This window comes from Abyssibacter profundi (assembly GCF_003151135.1).
Taxonomy (GTDB): domain Bacteria; phylum Pseudomonadota; class Gammaproteobacteria; order Nevskiales; family OUC007; genus Abyssibacter; species Abyssibacter profundi.
Genome location: NZ_QEQK01000008.1, coordinates 77,529 through 92,462 on the forward strand (window position 1 = coordinate 77,529; position 14,934 = coordinate 92,462).

Genomic DNA, 14,934 nt, shown 5'->3' on the forward strand with positions numbered 1-14,934 from the left:
CAAGCCCGCCGATTCGAAAGCCTAGGCGGCAGCGAGCGAATCGGCGCCGAAGTACCGGGCTAATGCGGCGGGCAGGCGAATGGAGCCATCGGCCTGCTGGCCGTTCTCCAGCACCGCAACCAAGGCACGACCGACCGCAACGCCCGATCCGTTGAGTGTATGGACTAACTCGGGCTTGGCCCCCTGCTCCGCGCGGCAACGCGCTTGCATGCGACGCGCCTGGAAGTCCCGGGTGTTCGAGCAGGAGCTGATCTCACGGTAGGTCTGCTGACTCGGCAGCCACACTTCCAGATCGTAGGTCTTGGCCGCCGAGAACCCCAGATCGCCCCCGCATAGCGCGACCACGCGATACGGTAGCTCCAGCGCTTGAAGAACGGCCTCGGCATGCCCGGTCAGCGCCTCGAGTGCGGCATCCGACTCCTCGGCCGACACCACCTGGACCAACTCCACCTTCTCGAACTGATGCTGGCGAATCATGCCTCGGGTATCGCGACCGTGGGCACCGGCCTCGGCCCGGAAGCACGGCGTGTGGGCAACAAACTTCAGCGGCAGCGCCTGGGCATCAATAATCTGCTCACGCACCAGGTTGGTGAGCGGAACTTCTGCCGTCGGAATCAGATGCAAACCACGGTCATCGTTGATCCTGAACAGGTCATCAGCGAACTTCGGCAGCTGTCCCGTGCCCTCCAGGCAGTGGGGCTGCACAAGAAACGGCACCGCGACTTCCGTATAGCCGTGAGCATCCACGTGCAGGTCGAGCATCATTTGCGCCAATGCCCGATGCAGCCGGGCCAGCGGCCCCTTGAGGGCCACGAATCGTGCGCCAGACATCCGTGAGGCCGCCTCGAAATCCATCCCCCCGAGTTGCTCGCCCAGCGCAACATGATCCTTCACATCGAAGGAGTAGTCGCCCGGTTGGCCCCAGCGCCGCAGCTCCACGTTGTCCTGCTCGTCCGCGCCTTCCGGGACCGCTGCATCCGGCAGATTCGGCAATTCCAGCGCCAGATCATCGAGCCCGGTTCGCGTGGCCTCTAATTCCGCGGCCACCGTTCGCATCTCATCACCGATGCGCGCCACCTCCGCCTTGAGTGGCTCGATATCCTCGCCACGCGCCTTGGCCTGACCAATCGATTTCGAGCGCCGATTGCGCTCGGCCTGCAGCTCCTCGGTCCGGACTTGCAGCTGTTTGCGTTCGCTCTCCAGGCGCTCAAAGGCCTCGACATCGAGCACATAGCCACGCCGAGCCAGCGCCTGTGCCACAGCCTTGGGGTCTTGCCGAAGTTGCTTCGGGTCGAGCATCGATCTGGTCCTGGGTTGATGAGGCGCGGGATTATACGGCTCCTGCGCCGCTCGCCCAGCCTCGCATGATCCACCATCCCACCCACACGGCCCCCAGCGCGCCGAACAGGTTCATCGCAATGTTGAGCACGGCTGCCAACGGTCGACCGCCGAACGCCAGCGCCAGCGTGTCATAGGAAAAGGTCGAGAACGTGGTGAAGCCGCCCAACAGCCCAATCGCGACGAACAGGCGCAGCGATTCGCCCAGCTCGGCGGCGCGTGGTAGCCACCAGGCCATAAAGCCCCCCAAGAGCAGACTGCCCAGCACATTGGCCACCAGCGTCCCCAGAGCCCAGCGGGACAATGGCATGCAGACCAGCGCAAGGCCGTAACGCAGGCTCGCACCCACCGCACCACCCAGCGCCACCCACAGCAGGTTCATTGGCCGCCGCTCCGAAGACGGTCCAGCCGTTCACGAATGCGCAACTCCAGTCCCGAGGCGCGAGGCGTATAGAAGCGGGTCGACTGCAGCCCATCCGGCAGATAGGTCTGGCCCTGTGCGTGGCCGCCGGGCTCATCGGGGTCGTAACGATACTCGCTGCCATACCCCATCGACTTCATCATGCCGGTCGGCGCATTCCGCAGGTGCATGGGCACGGGTCGGGAGCCGCTGCGACGAACCTCCTTAAGCGCCGCCTTGTACGCGACATAGGCCGCATTGCTCTTCGGCGCGCTGGCCAAATACAGCACGGCCTGCGCGAGGGCCAGTTCGCCTTCGGGCGAACCCAGCCGCTCGAAGGCGGCACAGGCGTCAACGGCGACGGTCAAAGCACGCGGGTCCGCATTGCCAAGATCCTCAGATGCCATGCGCACCAGGCGGCGTCCGACATACATAGGATCACAGCCGCCGTCGATCATGCGCGCAAACCAGTAAATCGCGGCATCAGGATCGGAACCCCGCACCGACTTGTGCAGCGCTGAAATCTGCTCATAGAACACATCGCCGCCGCGATCAAAGGCACGCAGCGCCGTACCCAGACTGGCCTCCAGATGGGTTGGGGTAATGGTCGTGGCAGGCTCTGCCTGAGCCGATGCCGCAGCGGCCTCCAGTAAATGCAGGGCGCGGCGAGCATCACCGTCGGCCAGCGAGACAAGGCTGTCGCGCCCCTCGTCGCTCAGCTGCATGGCCGGATACGCCTGCTGCAGCGCACGCGCAAGCAACTGTTCCAGGCTCGCCGGCTCCAGCGACCGAACCACATAAACCTGCACCCGCGACAGCAGCGCGCGATTAATCTCGAATGAGGGGTTTTCGGTGGTCGCACCGACCAGCACCACCGCGCCAGCCTCGACGACCGGCAATAGCGCGTCCTGCTGCGCCTTGTTGAAGCGATGGATCTCATCCAGAAAGATCACAACGGGCGCCTCGGCGGTTGCGCCTGCAAATGCGGCACGCAAATCCTTAAGCCCGGCCGTCACCGCCGACAAACCGAAAAAGGGCAACCCGGCCTGCTGGGCAACCAGTCGCGCCAGCGTGGTTTTACCGGTACCCGGCGGCCCCCAGAACACCATGGATCTCAGATGGCCTGCAGCCAGGGCATGCCGCAGGCTGCCCTCCGGCCCGACCAGATGGTCTTGCCCGATGACATCGTCCAGCGCTTGTGGACGCATGCGTTCCGGCAGAGGTCGCGGATCGCTCATGCGCCCTGCGACCTGGCCGACCACCAGCCAGCGAATCCCCTGGGCAGCCACCACAGCGACAGCAGCAGGCCCAGCAGGACACCCACACCGTTCGCCAGCATGTCGGCCCACTCGAAGGCTCGATACGGAAGCACCCCCTGGACACCTTCCATCATGAGCCCGAACACCAGCGCAACCGCGGCCGCCTTCCAGCGCCGACCGGGCAACAAGGCGGCCCACCAGCCGGCAATGGCCGCGTAGGCGATGGCGTGGTTCAGCTTGTCCCACAAGACGTCATCGACTGGCGCCTCGGCGAGATTGATGAGAGACAACACGCCGACAAGCAATAACAACAGCCAGCCGATCAGGCGCGTCGTCCAGGCAAGCCAGCGCCCCGCGACCGCGTTCACAAGCCGGCTTCGCCCACCACCTCAACACCCGGCGGCGGCTCGAACTCGAACCAGCCGGCTTTGAACGATACGTTGCGGGCCACGTCGAAAAACTCGATGCGCGTGCGCTGACCCAGCGCATCCTGAATATCCAGAGCCGTGACGACGCCGTCCTCCAGCTCTACGGTCGCCGACTCGAACTCAGCCTCGGCGGCCTTGGGCTCCAGTCCATAGCGGCCCGGCTCCAGTTCGCGCACCACGAAACTGTCGTCCAGTTCGGTGGCTCCGGAGAGCAGCGCAGCCGGCGTGCCGCTCAGCGCCGTCCCCACCGAGCGGACCGTCACCTGGGCGAGGTCGCGGTCGTAGTGCCACAGCGTCTGGCCGTCACTGATTACCTGTTGCACATACGGCTGTTCGTAGTCCCAGCGGAACTTGCCGGGGCGCTGGAGCGCGAAGCTGCCGCGCGAGGCTTCGATGACGGTGTCATCACTGTCCAGCAAACGCTGCTCGAACACGCCGGCCAGCGCACGGGTGTTGGCCAGTGCATCGGCCAGGTCTTCAGCCGCGGCATGGACCGACCCGGCCCAAAGACCGGACAGCCCGCCGGTCAGCAGAACAAGCACAAGCAGAACGGATCGACACATGGACTTCAAACCTCCGGGGGTGGGGGCGCCAGGACTTCTCGTGAACCACCACCGGAGACCGGGCCGACGACGCCCGAAGCCTCCATTTGTTCGACGATACGCGCAGCGCGGTTGTAGCCAATCTTGAGCCGCCGCTGCACCCAGGAAATCGAGGCCTTGCGGCTCTCGGTCACGATCTTGACGGCTTCGTCATACAGCGGGTCCGACTCATCGCCCCCCTCGCCGCCACCACCCTCACCCGGCAGCACGGCGTCGCCGGCGGTCCCGTCGAGTATCCCGTCCTCGAAGACCGGGGCACCCACTTGCTTGAGATAGGCCACGACCTTATGCACCTCGTGGTCATCGACAAATGCACCGTGCACGCGCGTTGGCACACCCGTGCCCGGCGGCAGGTACAGCATGTCGCCGTGGCCCAGCAGGCTTTCAGCGCCCTGCTGATCCAGAATCGTGCGCGAATCCACACGAGATGACACCTGAAACGCGATGCGCGTCGGAATATTGGCCTTGATCAGCCCGGTAATCACGTCAACGGATGGTCTCTGGGTGGCAAGAATCAGGTGAATGCCGGATGCACGAGCCTTTTGCGCCAAGCGTGCAATCAACTCCTCCACCTTCTTGCCTACGACCATCATCATGTCGGCAAGTTCGTCGACGATCACCACGATGTAGGGCATGTGCTCCAGCGTGGGACGCTCGGCCTCTTCCGGGTCGCTCAGCGGATCGATGATGGGCTCGCCCGCCTTGTCCGCATCGGCGATCTTGCGATTCAGGCCTGCAATGTTGCGAACCCCCATGGCCGCCATCAGCTTGTAGCGGCGCTCCATCTCGGCCACGCACCAGCGCAGCGCATTGGCCGCTTCTTTCATGTCCGTGACCACTGGAGCCAGCAGATGCGGAATCCCGTCGTAAACCGACAGCTCCAGCATCTTGGGATCAATCATGATCAACCGCACATCGCGGGCCGTGGCCTTGTGCAGCATCGACAGGATCATGACGTTGACGGCCACCGATTTACCCGAACCGGTGGTACCCGCCACCAGCAGGTGTGGCATCTTGCCCAGATTCGCCACCACCGGATGCCCGCTAATGTCCTTGCCCAGCGCCATGGTCAGCGGCGAGTCCGACCGCTGGTACGCCTTGTCTTCCAGGATTCCGCGCAGGGCCACCAGCTCACGATGCTGGTTGGGGATCTCCAAGCCGATGACCGACTTGCCGGGAATGACATCGACGACGCGAACGGCAACAGCGGACAGCGCCCGGGCCAAATCCTTGGCGAGATTGCTGACCTGGGCCACCTTGACCCCAGGCGCTGGATTCAACTCGAACCGCGTAATCACCGGCCCCGGCGTCGCCGCGACCACCTCAACGGTCACGCCAAACTCGGCCAGACGCGCCTCGACCTCACGGGACATGCTGTCGAGCTCCTCGGCTGTGTAAGCATGGGTTGCGGCCCGCGGCGGATCGAGCATCTCGGTTGCCGGTAGCGGATTGCCGTCGAAACTGGGAACCGAGGCTCCCGTTTGCTCGGCATCCATCGGCAGCGGCAGCTGATTTGCGGCGACGGGCTCAACTGTCGGCGCCTTCTTCTTGGATTTGGACTTGCGCTTGCCGCGGGACTCGGGCTCTGGCTCCGCTCGCACGGCCGGGCCGGGCGCCGGTGCAGTCTTCGTTGACTTCGGCGGCTTCGCTGGCTTGGCCGCCTTCGCGGCGGCCTGCTCGGCACGCCGTGCGGCCCGCGCTTCGGCACGTGCTGCAAACCGTTTGCGCAGGCGCTGCAGCCCCCGCAACAAGCCCTGACCAATGGCATCCATCACGGCCAGCCAGGAAAACGCCAAGGCCAGCGGTGCCGCAGCCACCAGGATGGTCAGCAGCATCAGCGTCGAACCCACTGTCCCCAGAATCTTGCCCAGCTCAGAGGCAATCACCGCACCCAGCATCCCGCCACTTCCCTGGGGCAATGCCGTCGGATCACCCAGGTCATGGGCAGCCGCGAGTCCGCAGGCACCGAGCAGCAGGAAGACCGACGCCACGAGTCGGGCCGTGAGGCTGTCGACCAGACGCCCGCCCTGCCCGCTGGAACGATAATGAATCACTCCCCCGGCGAAAATCAGCCACGGCAGGATAAAGCCCACATAGCCGAACAGGCTGAGTACGACGTCTGCGACCCAGGCCCCGACCACGCCACCCAGGTTGGAAACCGAACCGCCGATTCCTGTTGATGACCAGCCCGGATCCGTGTGGTCGTAGCTGAATAAGGCCAGTAGCAGGTAGATTGTGACCGCCGCCGAAGTCAGCAGCACAGCTTCACGCAGGCTGCGTTCCAGACGCGTTGGCCCTTCGGCAACCGCGTGCGATTTGGTCTTTGACATGAGGCGCGGAAGGTCTGAGAAATCACAGCGCATTGAATGCGCTCGGCGCAGTATATCAGCGCACCCGACCGCTGACGTGCCACGGGCGAGGCCGAGAATTGGGATGCCCGGATCGCTTGTGCGGGCCTTGATTGCCGCGCACTCAACCACATAGTTAGGCAGGAACACCGAAGGATTCAGGCGATGTCCGTCAAGCACTATCTACTGACTACTGAAGGCGAGATTCGCGAATACGACCCCGAGCGCGCAGCGCAGGTCGCCGCCCGTGATACCGCATTACCGGAATTCGCCGGCCGCGACATTCACTATGTCCAGGTCTGGGTCGACGACGCCCCCAAGGGCAACGAGCTGCACGTGCGCACCGCAGGGGCGATTGTGCACTTCGATGACACGGGCCGTTTTGAAGAAGCCACGATGCCGGAGGATGGCGATGACACGCTGCGGTTCGCGCATGACACCTGCATCCAGCTCGCGCTCGAGCAAAGCTACCAGGAACCGTACACCCTGCATTAGTCTCGGCTGCCCACCTGAGGGGAGCGTCCACCGGAGACGGCCATAGCGGACTTGCACTTGCAGACGGTCGAGCGCCTCGACGATCTGCCCGCGAGCGAATGGGATCGGTTGTTTGACGCCGATCAGCATCCCTGTGTTTCGCATGCGTTTCTGAGCACGCTGGAAACCACGGGCTGCGTCGGACAGGACACGGGCTGGCAACCCAGACATCAGATCGTGCGCGACTCGCAGGGCAAGCTGGTGGCCGCGGCTCCCGTCTACGAGAAGACACACTCGCGTGGGGAGTTTGTATTTGACTGGGCCTGGGCGGACGCCCTGGAGCGTGCTGGCCATGCCTACTACCCCAAGTGGGTCTGCTGCGTGCCGTTCACGCCGGTACCCGGTCCTCGCATTGTCGGCAGCGCTGAAGGCGTGAATGCAATTTATGCCGGGCTTGCCACACGGAGTGGAACGGGTGAGATCTCCTCGGTTCACGTGCTGTTCCCCTCCAACACGGCCCACGCAGACCCGCGCTGGATGGAACGACGCGATGTGCGGTATGTCTGGTCGAATCAGCAATATCCCGACTTCGACGCCTTCCTGGGCCAGCTCAGCTCCAAACGCCGTAAGGAAATCCGTCGGGAGCGCCGCAAGCTTGCCGCGGCCGGAATCCACTATCGATTCCGGCCAGGCGAATCGGCCGATGCCGCACACTGGGCCCGGGTCTACGCACTGTATGCCCGCACCTACCTCATCCGGGGGCAGCACCCCTACCTGACGCCCGAATTCTTTCCTTGCTACGCACAGCGGGCACCGGGTCACGTCGTGCTCATCGAGGCCTGGGTGGCCGACGAGTTGCTGGCGGTCGCAATCGCGCTGCGTGGTCGCGACACGCTTTTTGGACGCCACTGGGGAACAGCCCAGGACATCGACGGTCTGCACTTCGAGACTTGCTACTATCAGGGCATTGAATATTGCATCGAACACGGCCTGGGCCGATACGATGCGGGAGTGCAAGGTGAGCAGAAGCGCATGCGTGGATTCGAGCCTGCGGTGACACGGTCCATGCACCATATCGGTCATCCCGGTCTGCGAGACGCCGTGGACGCGTTTCTCGCCCGCGAACGCGTGGCTGTCGATGACTGGGCCGATGCGGCCCAGTCCCACAGTGCCTACCGCAAGGGCTGAATCCATGGACAGCCCGGTTCGTCTCTATTGGCTTGACCCTCGCGATCCGACGCAGGCGTTTCCCGAACCTCGCCTGGCCATGGAAGAACCCAACGGGTTATTGGCCATCGGTGGCGACTTGTCCGTTCAGCGTCTGATACGCGCCTACTCCCAGGGCATCTTCCCCTGGTACAACCCTGATGAGCCGATTCTCTGGTGGTCGCCCGACCCGCGCGTCGTGTTTCCGCTGGATGAACGCCCGGCCGCGAGAACGCTGCGCAGAGAAGCGCGCCGTCGCGACTATGCGGTCACCCTGGATCGCGCATTCGATCGTGTCATCCAACAGTGCGCGGCCCCCCGCGCAAACCAGCGGGGCACCTGGCTGGGTCAGGAAATGCAGCGCGCCTACCGTGCCATGCATGCCGAGGGTTACGCGCATTCCATTGAAGTCTGGAAACACGGCCAACTGATCGGTGGGCTCTACGGCCTTGCGCTGGGCCGGGCATTTTTTGGGGAGTCCATGTTCAGTGCGGAGAGCGGAGGCTCGAAGTTGGCGGTGTACTGGCTACGGGAGCAGCTCAAGGCCTGGCGGTTCGATATTTTTGACTGTCAGGTTGGCTCGGATCACCTGCAACGACTGGGCGCCGAGGAGTGGCCCCGAGATCAGTTCGTCAATCGGGTGCACCTGGCCGCGACCAGGGGCCATCGGCGCGGCCCTTGGCAATTCGAGGTGCCTGTCCCGAGTCACGTGGCGCATGGACCCAGCGGATGAATCTGTACCCAACGGCTGAGCACCCCTGCTCCTATTTGCCGGCCCAGTTGGCGCGCGAGGCCGTGATCGACCCGGCGCGGGCGCTGACGCCCGCGCGCTACCAGGAATTGCTGGCGCTGGGCTTTCGCCGTTCTGGCCCCTACGCCTACCGCACGGCGTGCCGAGCCTGCCAAGCCTGCATCGCGGTCCGCATTCCGCTGCAGCATCCGCTGGCGCTTCGACGTCGACACCGCCGCGTGCTGCGGCGAAACGCCGACTGCGATGTCAGGATGGTCGCAGGACGCATGCAGCGCGAGCACCGTCTGCTGTATGACCGTTATCTCGACGGGCGCCATGAGCACTCGGGCATGCGCGAACTTACGGCAGATGATTTGCTAGACCCGGCAGGCCAGCTGTCCTGTCTTTGCGAAATTCGGTGCCGGGGTCAGCTATTGGGCTACACCGTCGTCGACTGCACACCAGACGCCTGGTCAGCGGTGTATACGGTTTTCGAACCCGACGAGGCAGCACGCGGACTCGGTAATTTTGCGATTCTGCAGACGCATCGGCTCGCGCGAGCTGCAGGCGCCGATTTTCTTTATCTGGGCTATTGGATCGACCAGGCGCAGCAGATGAGCTACAAGACGGACTATCGGCCATTGCAGGCTTACGTGAACGATCAGTGGAAGCCGTTTGCCGATATCAAGCGCTTCGACGATAATGCGCCGCCCTAATCCAATGCTGAGTGCGCATGCCGAAAGAAGACCATATTGAAATGGAAGGCACGGTGACTGACACCCTGCCCAACACGACATTTCGTGTCGAGCTGGAAAATGGCCACGTGGTCACGGCTCACATTTCCGGCCGCATGCGGAAGAACTACATCCGCATCCTGACCGGAGACAAGGTCACCGTTCAGTTGACGCCCTACGACCTCAGCAAGGGCCGTATCGTCTACCGCGGCCGCTAGGCACGCGAACTCGGTTGCGCGCGCCGTCCTGCAGACGGCGCGGCATCCAGATCTACACCGAGGCGGTTTCTTCCACCTTGGACTGCGTGGTCAAGGTCAGACCGTCATCTCCGACACTGACAAGCACCCGCCCCCCATCGACTAGCTCGCCGAAGAGCAACGCATCGGCCAGCGGTCGCTTGATGTTCTCCTGAATGACGCGGGCCATCGGTCGGGCGCCCATTTGGGCATCGTATCCGTGTTCAGCCAGCCAGGCGCGGGCGGCATCATCCACCTGCAAGTCCACGTTGCGTGCCTCGAGCTGCACCTCAAGTTCCATGATGAACTTGTCGACCACCCGCTCGATGACGGTCGTGTCCAAGGGCGCAAACGGGACGATGGCGTCCAGCCGGTTTCGGAACTCCGGCGAAAAGCTGCGCCGGATGACCTCCATGCCATCACTGGAATGATCCTGGGTCTTGAAGCCAATACTCCGCCGGGCCATGGACTCGGCTCCGGCGTTGGTGGTCATGACCAAAATCACGTTGCGGAAATCGGCCTTGCGTCCATTGTTGTCGGTCAAAGTTCCGTGATCCATCACCTGCAATAGCAGGTTGAAGACATCCGGGTGCGCCTTTTCGATTTCGTCCAGCAGCACGATGGCATGCGGGTGTTTAATCACCGCCTCCGTCAACAGACCTCCCTGGTCGTAGCCCACATAACCCGGGGGGGCTCCGATCAGGCGCGACACGGTATGGCGCTCCATGTATTCGCTCATATCGAAGCGAACCAGCTCGATACCCAACTGCTGGGCCAGCTGCTTGGTCACCTCGGTTTTTCCGACTCCCGTCGGGCCTGCGAACAGGAAGGAACCAATCGGCTTTTCACCGCTACCCAGGCCGGACCGCGCCATCTTGATCGCTGACGCCAGCATATCGATGGCCGGATCCTGTCCGAAAATCACCAGCTTCAGATCGCGATCCAGGGTCTTGAGCACCTCACGATCATTTGCCGAGACACTCTTGGGCGGAATGCGGGCAATCTTGGCGACAATCGACTCGATGTCCTTGACCTGAACCGTCTTGCGGCGCTTCGCGGCCGGCAACAGACGCATTTGTGCGCCGGCCTCGTCGATGACATCGATGGCCTTGTCGGGCAGCCGTCGGTCGTTGATGTGGCGGGCGGCCAGCTCGGCTGCAATCTCCAGCGCGGTGTGGGTATAGCGCACCTGGTGATGATCCTCGAACCGGGACTTCAGACCCTCGAGAATGCGCACCGTCTCCGGGACGGATGGCTCGGGCACATCAATCTTCTGGAAACGCCGCGCCAAGGCGCGATCCTTTTCGAAAATGCCGCGATACTCGTCGTAAGTGGTCGACCCGATGCACTTGAGCTCACCGTTGGAGAGCACCGGCTTAATCAGGTTGGACGCATCCATGACCCCGCCCGATGCGGCACCGGCACCGATGACGGTATGAATCTCATCGATGAATAGCACCGAGCCGGGACGTTTGCGCAACTCGGCCAGCACGCCTTTCAGCCGCTTCTCGAAATCGCCACGATACTTCGTGCCCGCGATAAGCGAGCCCATGTCCAGCGCGTAAATCGTGCTGCCCAGCAACACCTCCGGCACCTCACCTTCGGTGATAAGCCAGGCCAGCCCTTCGGCGATGGCCGTCTTGCCCACGCCAGCCTCACCGACGAGCAGTGGGTTGTTCTTGCGGCGGCGGCAAAGCGTTTGGACGACGCGCTCGATCTCTTGGCGACGCCCGATCAGCGGATCAATCTTGCCCTCAGCCGCCAGCGCATTCAGATCTGTTGCGTACTGTTCCAGCGGGTTCTGGTTGTTGGCGGCGCCTTCGTCCGCCTTGACATCACCATCGGTGGCGGCGCCAGGCGCCTCATCACCCGAAGACTTCGAAATACCGTGGCTGATGTAGTTGACGACATCGAGCCGCGTCACGCCCTGCTCGTTAAGCAGGTAGACGGCGTGGGAGTCGCGCTCAGAGAAAATGGCCACGAGTACGTTCAGCGAGGTCACTTCCTTCTTGCCCGCTGATTGCACGTGGTAGACGGCGCGTTGCAGTACACGCTGAAACGATAGGGTCGGCTGCACCTCATTGCCGTCGGCGTCTTCCTCGACCACCGGAACGTTTTCGCGAATAAAGCTTCGCAGGTCCCGCTCCAGCGCGTCGAGACCGACCCCGCTGGCTCTCAGGACTTCCGTAACGTTGGCGTCATCGAGCAAGGCCAGCAGAAGATGCTCAATGGTGAGCATCTCGTGACCCTCATTGCGGGCCGCGAGAAACGCGGCGTCGAGGGCCTTCTGCAGTTCTTGGCTCAGCATATGGTCCTTCCGTGTCGAGTAGGGATAGTGGGTCGACAGCGTCCGGTCGAGCGGGCCTGGCCGGGGCAGTTCCATCGCCCCCCATACGGGAGTCTCAAACTTACGCCTGTTCCAGCCTGCACAGCAAGGGGTGTTGATGACGGCGGGCGTACTCGATCACCTGATTCATCTTCGTCTCGGCAATCTCTGCCGTATACGTGCCGGCTACAGCCGCCCCACTCGTATGAACCTTGAGCATGATGCGCACGGCGGTCTCCCGGTCCAACCGGAATATGCGTTGCAACACATCGATGACGAACTCCATGGGCGTGAAGTCGTCGTTGAGCAGAACCACCTTGTACCGCGGCGGCGGCTGGAGTTTGGGCTTGCTGGTCTCTTCCGCGAGACCGACACCCTCGTCTCGCTCGAAATCACTCATGTTGACCTCTGCGACACACGCGCCAGGGTGAAGCCGGTGGACGGCCAAACACCGCCCGGCAAGAGTACATAGTGTAACGAATCAGCCGCCCGAGGCCGATGCCTGTGTGGGCCGGCCTATTTGCTCGTGGCGGTGTAAACGCCGTCCCAATTCTCGCCAGGCGGATGACTGCGGTAGGCGGCAATCCGGTCCAGATAAAGCCCATAAACAGCGTGCGACCGCCCGGACTGCTGCAGGCCGAAAAACTCGGCTTCGGCCTGGTCCCAGGATTGGGCACGGTAGTAGCGCAAGGCCTGACGGTAACGTCCGAGATCACTGCGGACAGCGTCCGAGAGCGTTTCCTTGGGCCCCAGAGGCTCGTAGATCGTCACGGGTTCGCGCTTACCCTTGACGCGAATTCGGTCCAGCTCACGGTATGCGAACTCGGGGACCGCCGCGCGCGTGCTTTCCGAGACGATGATCTCCACCCCGTATTGCTTGGTCTGCCCTTCCAGGCGTGAGCCCAGGTTCACGGCATCGCCCATGACGGTGTAGGCCACGCGGAACTCGGAGCCCATGTTGCCGACGCTCATCGGCCCCGTGTTCAGTCCCACCCCGATGTTCAGCGCCGGCCAGCCCCGCGCCTTGAATCGATCGTCCAGCGCCCGAACGGCCCGTAACATGTCCATGGCAGCCTGTAGCGCATGGCGGGCATGGTCGGGGTCGTCCAATGGCGCCCCCCAGAACGCCATGATGGCATCGCCCATGTACTTGTCGATGGTGCCCCGATGGTCGTGAATGACGCGAGTCAGCGGGGTCAGGAACTCGTTCATGAGCTCCGATAACTCCTTGGAATCCAGCCCTTCAGAGATGGTGGTAAACCCGCGCACGTCGGAGAACAACACGGTTAATTCACGTGTCTCGCCTTCCATGGAAATGTCTTCGGGGTTCTCCGCCATCTCGTCAACCAGCTCTGGCGGGACGTACTGCCCGAACAGGCGCGTGACCTCTCGCTTGCCCCGAGACTCGACGAAGTACCCATAGAGCAGCTGCAACAGAAACAGCAGCGCCGTGAACGCCAGCGGTAAACCCAGCGGCACGACCATGTCGAACCGGGACCACAACACCAATGAGAGCGCGGTGATAGCCGCCATGAAGCCCAGCCCCAGCAGGGCTGCGGTCGCCGCAGACATCCGCGGAAAGAGCCAAGCCATGGCCAGTGCGATGACCAGCAACATGACCACCGTGAGCCCGGTTGCGTATGCCGGGTGGTACTTGATGCGGCCATCGAGAATGCCCGACACGATGTTGGCATGCACTTCCACACCGGCGTAGGCGCCGCCGACCGGTGTGCTGCGCAGATCCAGTAGCCCGGGGGCCGAGGTGCCGACCAACACGATGGCATCCCGCAAAACCGCGGGGTCCGCTGCCCCGTGAATCACGTCGGTGGCGGACACATAGGGAAAGCTCCCCTGCGGCCCGCGATACGGCACCATGACGGCCATCTCACCATCGACGGGGATCTCGTATTCACCCAGAGCGACCAGTTCGAGTGCCAAGGCGTCAGGCGCTTCGTCGGCATCGGCAAACTGGCCATCGAAAACGAAACCGAAATCGGGATTACCGAGGGCAAGACGTGTCAGCTCGAACGCCAGCGATCCGTAGATCTCTCCCTGGTAACGCTGCATCAGCGGCACGCGCCGAAAGACACCGTCGATCTCTTCCCGGGACAGGGGGTTGTCGAAAAAGCCTGCGCGCTCGGCGGCTGCTTGTAGCTCGGGCACGTTGGCAGAGTAGCCTTCGGCCGTGACGAAATTGGCGGGAATCGTCCGCGCGGTTTCTGCCGAGATCAACGGCGCAGGCAGCTGACCAATCCGATTGGCGTCGGTGGGTTGCAGCACCATTCCCAGCACGACGTTCCGTCCCCGGATCGCATCGGCTAGGCGGGCCTCTCCGCTGGCGTTGAACCCGAGGGTCTGACCCGTGTCCTCCAGTTGAGCGCGGACTTCCGGCCGAGGCTCAAGACGATCCAGCATTTCCTGAAAGGCCGAACGCTGTGGCTCGGCAAACAACACGTCGAAGCCAATGGCGCGGACGGCATACTGATCGAGTAATTGCTCCACCATGACCGCAAACTTGTCTCGATCCCAGGGCCAATAGCCCTCGGCCGTTAAGCTGCGTTCATCGATATCAACAATCACGATGCGGGGGTCGACAGTCCCGGGCATGGTCGCGCGGATACGGGCGTCGTAAGAGGAATTCTCGATTTGCTCCAGCAGGCCAATCCGAAAGACCTGGTTGAGGTGCAGAATCAGCAGCGCGAACAGCGCCAGACTGATGGCATAACGGACAATCTGATGCATGGACGGCCTCCCCCCGGTTCGGCGCACCCTAGCGTTGTCGCCCCGGTGAGGCAACGCGGCCATGTCGCCAGCAGCAGACGGCAGGTATGATGGCCACTTGTTTTCGAACCC

Annotated in this window: 14 protein-coding genes; 5 read left to right on the plus strand and 9 right to left on the minus strand. The window is 63.1% G+C overall.

Features of this window, described 5'->3' with window-relative positions; genetic code table 11:
- Window positions 1-21 precede the first annotated feature (21 nt).
- The 6 genes from serS to DEH80_RS10365 are packed head-to-tail and all read right to left on the minus strand — an operon-like array spanning window position 22 to window position 6,357.
- Window positions 22-1,299 (minus strand): serine--tRNA ligase, encoded by a 1,278-nt coding sequence (gene serS, locus DEH80_RS10340; RefSeq protein WP_109720423.1) that lies wholly within the window; start codon window positions 1,297-1,299, stop codon window positions 22-24.
- Window positions 1,300-1,330: 31 nt separating this feature from the next.
- Window positions 1,331-1,720 (minus strand): fluoride efflux transporter CrcB, encoded by a 390-nt coding sequence (crcB, locus tag DEH80_RS10345; protein ID WP_109720424.1) that lies wholly within the window; start codon window positions 1,718-1,720, stop codon window positions 1,331-1,333.
- Window positions 1,717-2,976: a replication-associated recombination protein A gene (locus DEH80_RS10350; RefSeq protein WP_109720425.1), complete on the minus strand. Its 1,260-nt coding sequence runs from the start codon at window positions 2,974-2,976 to the stop codon at window positions 1,717-1,719. Before DEH80_RS10350 ends, crcB begins: the two co-directional genes overlap by 4 nt.
- Complete coding sequence (locus tag DEH80_RS10355) at window positions 2,973-3,365, minus strand: VanZ family protein (protein WP_207774559.1); 393 nt, start codon at window positions 3,363-3,365, stop codon at window positions 2,973-2,975. The genes DEH80_RS10350 and DEH80_RS10355 overlap by 4 nt, the downstream gene beginning before the upstream one ends.
- Window positions 3,362-3,988 (minus strand): outer membrane lipoprotein periplasmic chaperone LolA, encoded by a 627-nt coding sequence (gene lolA / locus DEH80_RS10360; RefSeq protein ID WP_109720426.1) that lies wholly within the window; start codon window positions 3,986-3,988, stop codon window positions 3,362-3,364. The genes DEH80_RS10355 and lolA overlap by 4 nt, the downstream gene beginning before the upstream one ends.
- A 5-nt stretch (window positions 3,989-3,993) precedes the next feature.
- Window positions 3,994-6,357 (minus strand): DNA translocase FtsK, encoded by a 2,364-nt coding sequence (locus DEH80_RS10365; protein ID WP_165831414.1) that lies wholly within the window; start codon window positions 6,355-6,357, stop codon window positions 3,994-3,996.
- Window positions 6,358-6,540: 183 nt separating this feature from the next.
- Here DEH80_RS10365 and DEH80_RS10375 point away from each other — a divergent pair, with 183 nt between their 5' ends.
- Genes DEH80_RS10375 through infA form a run of 5 tightly spaced genes read left to right on the plus strand, consistent with a single transcriptional unit; the run spans window position 6,541 to window position 9,737 of the window.
- Window positions 6,541-6,870 carry a hypothetical protein gene (locus DEH80_RS10375; RefSeq protein WP_109720427.1) on the plus strand — a complete coding sequence of 110 codons (330 nt, stop codon included), beginning with the start codon at window positions 6,541-6,543 and terminating at the stop codon, window positions 6,868-6,870.
- Between the two features lie 57 nt (window positions 6,871-6,927).
- Entirely contained in the window at window positions 6,928-8,037 is a 1,110-nt protein-coding gene (locus DEH80_RS10380; protein ID WP_165831415.1) for a GNAT family N-acetyltransferase, read from the plus strand.
- A gap of 4 nt (window positions 8,038-8,041) precedes the next feature.
- The gene (gene aat, locus DEH80_RS10385) at window positions 8,042-8,788 is read left to right on the plus strand and encodes a leucyl/phenylalanyl-tRNA--protein transferase (protein ID WP_109720429.1); all 747 of its coding nucleotides are present in this window, start codon (window positions 8,042-8,044) and stop codon (window positions 8,786-8,788) included.
- Window positions 8,785-9,501: an arginyltransferase gene (locus tag DEH80_RS10390; RefSeq protein WP_109720430.1), complete on the plus strand. Its 717-nt coding sequence runs from the start codon at window positions 8,785-8,787 to the stop codon at window positions 9,499-9,501. Before aat ends, DEH80_RS10390 begins: the two co-directional genes overlap by 4 nt.
- 17 nt (window positions 9,502-9,518) lie before the next feature.
- Window positions 9,519-9,737: a translation initiation factor IF-1 gene (gene infA, locus DEH80_RS10395; RefSeq protein WP_109720431.1), complete on the plus strand. Its 219-nt coding sequence runs from the start codon at window positions 9,519-9,521 to the stop codon at window positions 9,735-9,737.
- A 52-nt stretch (window positions 9,738-9,789) separates the two neighbouring features.
- Here infA and clpA read toward each other — a convergent pair whose 3' ends face one another.
- From clpA to DEH80_RS10410, 3 genes are all read right to left on the minus strand, one after another.
- The gene (clpA, locus tag DEH80_RS10400; RefSeq protein WP_109720507.1) at window positions 9,790-12,063 is read right to left on the minus strand and encodes an ATP-dependent Clp protease ATP-binding subunit ClpA; all 2,274 of its coding nucleotides are present in this window, start codon (window positions 12,061-12,063) and stop codon (window positions 9,790-9,792) included.
- A gap of 100 nt (window positions 12,064-12,163) precedes the next feature.
- Window positions 12,164-12,481 carry an ATP-dependent Clp protease adapter ClpS gene (gene clpS, locus DEH80_RS10405; protein ID WP_109720432.1) on the minus strand — a complete coding sequence of 106 codons (318 nt, stop codon included), beginning with the start codon at window positions 12,479-12,481 and terminating at the stop codon, window positions 12,164-12,166.
- A 116-nt stretch (window positions 12,482-12,597) separates the two neighbouring features.
- Complete coding sequence (locus DEH80_RS10410) at window positions 12,598-14,823, minus strand: CHASE2 domain-containing protein (RefSeq protein WP_109720433.1); 2,226 nt, start codon at window positions 14,821-14,823, stop codon at window positions 12,598-12,600.
- Between the last annotated feature and the right edge of the window lie 111 nt (window positions 14,824-14,934).

Bases quoted from the DNA above. Each gene is read 5' to 3' on its own strand.
- serS (WP_109720423.1), bottom strand. From the start codon at position 1,299: ATGCTCGACCCGAAGCAACTTCGGCAAGACCCCAAGGCTGTGGCACAG.
- crcB (WP_109720424.1), bottom strand. From the start codon at position 1,720: ATGAACCTGCTGTGGGTGGCGCTGGGTGGTGCGGTGGGTGCGAGCCTG.
- DEH80_RS10350 (WP_109720425.1), bottom strand. From the start codon at position 2,976: ATGAGCGATCCGCGACCTCTGCCGGAACGCATGCGTCCACAAGCGCTG.
- lolA (WP_109720426.1), bottom strand. From the start codon at position 3,988: ATGTGTCGATCCGTTCTGCTTGTGCTTGTTCTGCTGACCGGCGGGCTG.
- DEH80_RS10365 (WP_165831414.1), bottom strand. From the start codon at position 6,357: ATGTCAAAGACCAAATCGCACGCGGTTGCCGAAGGGCCAACGCGTCTG.
- DEH80_RS10375 (WP_109720427.1), top strand. From the start codon at position 6,541: ATGTCCGTCAAGCACTATCTACTGACTACTGAAGGCGAGATTCGCGAA.
- aat (WP_109720429.1), top strand. From the start codon at position 8,042: ATGGACAGCCCGGTTCGTCTCTATTGGCTTGACCCTCGCGATCCGACG.
- DEH80_RS10390 (WP_109720430.1), top strand. From the start codon at position 8,785: ATGAATCTGTACCCAACGGCTGAGCACCCCTGCTCCTATTTGCCGGCC.
- infA (WP_109720431.1), top strand. From the start codon at position 9,519: ATGCCGAAAGAAGACCATATTGAAATGGAAGGCACGGTGACTGACACC.
- clpA (WP_109720507.1), bottom strand. From the start codon at position 12,063: ATGCTGAGCCAAGAACTGCAGAAGGCCCTCGACGCCGCGTTTCTCGCG.
- clpS (WP_109720432.1), bottom strand. From the start codon at position 12,481: ATGAGTGATTTCGAGCGAGACGAGGGTGTCGGTCTCGCGGAAGAGACC.
- DEH80_RS10410 (WP_109720433.1), bottom strand. From the start codon at position 14,823: ATGCATCAGATTGTCCGTTATGCCATCAGTCTGGCGCTGTTCGCGCTG.